This is a genomic window from Saccharomonospora iraqiensis subsp. paurometabolica YIM 90007 (assembly GCF_000231035.2).
Lineage (GTDB): Bacteria > Actinomycetota > Actinomycetes > Mycobacteriales > Pseudonocardiaceae > Saccharomonospora > Saccharomonospora paurometabolica.
This window is the reverse complement of sequence record NZ_KI912232.1, coordinates 140,226-145,246: the sequence shown is the minus strand read 5'-3', so window position 1 is coordinate 145,246 and position 5,021 is coordinate 140,226. Positions and strand designations below refer to the sequence as shown.

Here is a 5,021-nt window from a genome sequence, read left to right as displayed (position 1 = left end):
GGTCGCCAGCGCCACCGCCACACCGACGAGCACGGCACGGCGGGTGGCGGGATCCCGCAGCGAGGGCAGCACCAGCGCGAGCAGCACGGCGGGGAAGGCGGCGTCCAGGCCGAAGGCGCCGGTGTCGGTGACCACGGTGCCCGCCAGCGCACCGGCGACCACGCCGACGTTCCACAGCAGGAACAGCGCGACGCCGCAGACCCAGTACGCGGCCCGGCGGCGGGCGACGTCACGCTGTGCGAGCGCGAACGCCACCGTCTCGTCGATCATCAGGTGGCTGCCCAGGAGCCGGCTGCCGAGGCTCCGGCCGAGCACGTCGCCCACGGCGAAGCCGAACGGCAGGTGCCGCGCGTTGACCAGGAGTCCCGCGAACACCGCCGCCAGCGGGTTGCCCCCCGACGCGAGCAGTCCGACGACGAGGAACTGGGAGGCGCCCGCGAACACCACCACGGACATCAGCACGGGCAGCCACAGCGGGAGGCCGGCACCGACCGTGATGGCCCCGAACGAGAGCCCCACGACGGCGTCGGCCACGCACACCAGCGCGATGTCCCGCACCAGTGCACGGTCGAGGGTTCGCCACATCGAACGCATAGACTTCTATGGTGAACCCAAACCGGAGCGTTCGTCAAACCGAACGATAAGGAGTGTTCAGCGAACATGACCGACCGTGATCCGGCCACCAAGGCACCGCTCGACGTCATCGCCGCGTCACTGGCCCGGGAGCGGCACCGCGCGGGGCTGTCCCTGGCGGAGGTCGCCCGCCGAGCGGGCATCGCCAAGTCCACGCTCTCCCAGCTGGAGTCGGGCACGGGGAACCCGAGCGTGGAGACGCTGTGGGCGCTGGGAGTGGCACTCGACGTCCCGTTCGCCCGGCTCGTGGACCCGCCCCGCGGGGCGGTGCAGGTGATCCGCCGGGGCGAGGGTCCGGCCGTGGCCTCCGAACGCGCGGACTACGTGGCCACCCTGCTGGCCTCCTGCCCACCGAACGCCCGGCGCGACCTGTACCTGATCACGGTGCAGCCGGGGGCGCCCCGGGAGTCCGACCCGCACATGCCCGGGGTCACCGAGCACGTCGTGCTGGCCTCGGGCCGCGCACTCGTCGGCGTCGCCGAGGACCCGGTGGAACTCGCCCCGGGCGACTACATCGCCTACCCGGGCGACGAACCACACGTCTTCCGCGCCCTCGACCCCGACACCATGGCCGTCATGGCCTCCGAACACCGCTGACCACCCCGCGGCCGGGTGTGCCGTGAAGGACTCCTTCGCTGCGTCACACGCAGGGAAGGAGTCCTTCACGGCACAACCGTCACCAGCCGCGTTCGGCGAGGCGGTGGGGTTTGGGGGTGTCCTCGACGTTGAGGCCGACCATGGCGTCGCCGAGGCCGCGGGAGACCTTGGCCAGCATGTCCGGGTCGTCGTGGAACGTGGTGGCCTTGACGATCGCCTCGGCGCGCTTGGCCGGGTCGCCGGACTTGAAGATGCCGGAGCCGACGAAGACGCCCTCGGCGCCGAGCTGCATCATCATCGCCGCGTCGGCGGGGGTGGAGATGCCGCCCGCGGTGAACAGCACCACGGGGAGCCTGCCGGTCCGGGCGACCTCGGCGACCAGCTCGTACGGGGCCCGCAGCCTCTTGGCCGCGACGTAGAGCTCGTCGGCGGGCAGGGCGGCCAGCTTTCGCATCTCCGACCGGATCGCGCGCATGTGGGAGGTGGCGTTGGACACGTCGCCGGTGCCCGCCTCGCCCTTCGAGCGGATCATCGCCGCGCCCTCGGTGATCCGGCGCAGCGCCTCACCGAGGTTGGTCGCACCGCACACGAACGGCACGGTGAACTCCCACTTGTCGACGTGGTTGGCGTAGTCGGCCGGGGTGAGCACCTCGGATTCGTCGACGTAGTCGACACCGAGGGACTGCAGCACCCGCGCCTCGACGAAGTGGCCGATCCGGGCCTTGGCCATCACCGGGATGGACACCGACGACACGATGCCGTCGATGAGGTCGGGGTCGCTCATCCGCGCCACCCCGCCCTGGGCGCGGATGTCGGCGGGCACGCGCTCCAGCGCCATCACCGCGACCGCTCCCGCGTCCTCGGCGATCCTGGCCTGCTCCGGGGTGACCACGTCCATGATCACGCCACCCTTGAGCATCTCGGCCATGCCGCGCTTCACCCGCGGGGTGCCGGTCTCGGGTCGCTGGTTGTCGGAGGGTCGGACGTCTGACACGGGGATACGCCTTTCACACAGGGGTGGTTACCCGTTCAGCGTACGTCCGGCGTGGACCGCACAGGCGGGCCAGTTCGCGGCGATCTCACCAGTCCACTTCATCCCCGGGCGACGCGACCGCTTGCCATCCCCGGCCTCCGGGTATGTGATCGGAGACACAACCCTCGTCCCATGGTGTCACCGCACCAGGCGAACCACCCGTGGTGTCACCACACCACGCACGGCGCACACCGCCCGGGGAGGACCGCGATGGCCGAGAAGAACACCAGGATCACGGAGACCGGGGCCGGCCTCGCCATGGACGACCCCGGCAGAGTACGCAACGTGGCCCTCGTGGGGCCGCCGGGTTCGGGCAAGACCACGCTGGTCGAGGCGCTGTTGGTGGCCTCGGGCACCATCGCCCGCGCCGGGTCGGTCGTGGACGGGACCACGGTGAGCGACCACGACCCCGCCGCGGTCCGCCAGCAGCGGTCCGTCGGGCTCTCCCTGGCGCCCGTCCGGCACGCGGACACCAAGATCAACCTGATCGACACGCCCGGGTACGCGGACTTCGTCGGCGAGGTCCGCGCGGGACTGCGCGCGGCCGACGCCGCGCTGTTCGTGGTCAGCGCGGGCGAGGGGGTCGACGCGGCGACCGTGGCCCTGTGGGAGGAGTGCGCGGCGGTGCGGATGCCCCGCGCCGTGGTGGTGTCCCGGCTCGACCACGCGCGCGCCGACGTGGCCTCCGAGATCACCGAGTGCCGGGAGGCGTTCGGCGAGGGGGTCCTCCCCCTCTACCTGCCCGCGAGCGACGGCAGTCCCGGCCTGGTGGGGCTGGTCACCCAGCGGCACTTCGACTACTCCGCGGGTCATCCCCCGGCCGTGGGTCCGGTCGGTGTCGCCGATGTGGTGCGCATGACCGAGGCCCGCAACGAGCTCATCGAGGGGGTGATCGCCGAGAGTGAGGACGAGACCCTGATGGAGCGCTACCTCGCGGGCGAGGTCGTCCCGGAGGACACGCTGATCACCGATCTGGAGAAGGCGGTGGCGAAGGCGGAGTTCTACCCGGTGATCCCCGCGTGCGCGTTCACGGCGGTGGGGACGGCGGAGATCCTGGACGGCATCGTCCGGGCGTGCCCGTCCCCGCTGGAGCGCACCCCACCGGAGGTGACCACGGTCGACGGCGGACCGCGCCCCCGGCTGACCACCGACCCGAACGGCCCCCTGGCCGCCGAGGTGTTCCGCACGACGGTGGACTCCTACGTCGGCCGGGTATCCCTGGCGCGGGTGTTCTCGGGCACCCTGCACCCGGAGCGCCCGGTACACGTCTGCGGACACGGACTCGCCGCACGCGGGCACGCCGACCACGACGCCGACGAACGGGTGACGCACCTGTACTCGCCGCTCGGGGCGAGTCTGCGCGAGGTCCCGCACTGCGTCGCGGGCGACATCTGCGCGGTCACCCGGATCGGCTCCGCCGAGACGGGCGACACGCTGTCCTCCCCGGACGACCCGCTGCTGATGCGGACCTGGGACATGCCGGAACCGCTGCTGCCGGTGGCGGTGACCGCCCGGACCCGCAGCGACGAGGACGCGCTGGCGCGCAACCTCTCCCGGCTGGTCGCCGGGGACCCCACCCTGCGCCTGGAACGCAACGCGGAGACGAACCAGCTGGTGCTGTGGTGCATGGGTGAGGCGCACGCCGACGTCGTACTGTCCCGCCTGCGCGGGGGTGGCGCCGAGGTGGACACCGAGCCGGTGCGGATCAGCCTGCGGTCCACGTTCGCCGCCAAGGCGACCGGGCACGGGCGGCACGTCAAACAGTCCGGCGGGCACGGTCAGTACGCGGTGTGCGACATCGAGGTGGAACCGCTCGAACGGGGGGCCGGTATCGAGTTCGCCGACCGGGTCGTCGGGGGCGTCGTGCCGCACCAGTTCGTCCCGAGCGTCGAAAAGGGCGTCCGTGCCCAACTCGCGCGGGGACTCGACGACGAGACGCCGGTGGTGGACGTGCGGGTGACCCTGTTCGACGGCAAGGCGCACAGCGTCGACTCCTCCGACGCCGCGTTCCAGACGGCCGGGGCACTGGCGCTGAAGGACGCGGCGGCCAAGGCGGGCACGGTGCTGCTCGAACCGCTGGACAGCGTGACGATCCGGGTGCCCGACGACCACCTCGGCGCGGTCCTGGGCGATCTGTCGTCCCGGCGTGGCCGGGTGCTGGGCACCGAGTCGGCAACCGGCGGGCGCAGCGTCGTCCGCGCGGAGGTCCCGGCGGGCGAACTGCTGCGCTACGCGATCGACCTGCGCTCGCTCACCTCGGGAACCGGCGACTTCACCCGCGCCCACGCCCGCTACGAACCCGCGCCGCACCGCCAGGCCGCGGGCTGAGGTGTGCCGTGAAGGCCCCCTTCCCTGCATCCGACGCAGGGAAGGGGGCCTTCACGGCCACCAACGCAGGGAAGGGGGCCTTCACGGCATGAGACGCAGGGAAGGAGTCCTTCACGGCGCAGGTGCCGGGGGTGGGTGGGGGTCCGGCTCGGCGATCTCGAAGTAGTCCGGCCGGGTCGCGGTGCCCGCCAGCCGGAACCAGCGCACCGTCCGCCGGTGCCGCAACGCCAGGGTGTCGCGGACGGCGTCGTTGTAGACGCGGCGGGCGAGCACCACCCGCTCCTCCGCGTCGGACAGCTCGCCCGCCAACGGGGCGGCCAGCCCCGCGCGGTCCACCCCGGCCAGCAGCCGGGTCAGCGTGTTCTCCGCCTCCTCCCGTCCGGACCGGGGGCCTCCTCGGCGGCGTCGGCGGCCCGGCGCAGCGGGACCG

Annotated in this window: 4 protein-coding genes and 1 pseudogene; 2 read left to right on the top strand and 3 right to left on the bottom strand. The window is 72.7% G+C overall.

Features of this window, described 5'->3' with window-relative positions:
* Positions 1–594, bottom strand: a 594-nt coding sequence (locus tag SACPADRAFT_RS0211185) for an AzlC family ABC transporter permease (protein ID WP_028662395.1), incomplete at its 3' end; no start/stop codon positions are given.
* A gap of 66 nt (positions 595–660) precedes the next feature.
* Between SACPADRAFT_RS0211185 and SACPADRAFT_RS0211180 the strand changes: the two genes are divergently transcribed.
* Positions 661–1,230: a helix-turn-helix domain-containing protein gene (locus SACPADRAFT_RS0211180; RefSeq protein ID WP_007026468.1), complete on the top strand. Its 570-nt coding sequence runs from the start codon at positions 661–663 to the stop codon at positions 1,228–1,230.
* 79 nt (positions 1,231–1,309) lie between these two features.
* On the opposite strand, the gene pdxS is transcribed toward SACPADRAFT_RS0211180, so the two are convergent.
* The gene (pdxS, locus tag SACPADRAFT_RS0211175; RefSeq protein ID WP_007026469.1) at positions 1,310–2,224 is read right to left on the bottom strand and encodes a pyridoxal 5'-phosphate synthase lyase subunit PdxS; all 915 of its coding nucleotides are present in this window, start codon (positions 2,222–2,224) and stop codon (positions 1,310–1,312) included.
* A gap of 249 nt (positions 2,225–2,473) precedes the next feature.
* Here pdxS and SACPADRAFT_RS0211170 point away from each other — a divergent pair, with 249 nt between their 5' ends.
* On the top strand, positions 2,474–4,591 hold the full coding sequence (locus SACPADRAFT_RS0211170; protein WP_007026470.1) for an elongation factor G-like protein EF-G2: 2,118 nt from the start codon (positions 2,474–2,476) through the stop codon (positions 4,589–4,591).
* 111 nt (positions 4,592–4,702) lie between these two features.
* Here the strand turns inward: SACPADRAFT_RS0211170 and SACPADRAFT_RS27020 are convergent.
* Positions 4,703–5,021: pseudogene (locus tag SACPADRAFT_RS27020) on the bottom strand (NUDIX hydrolase); the annotation flags it as partial.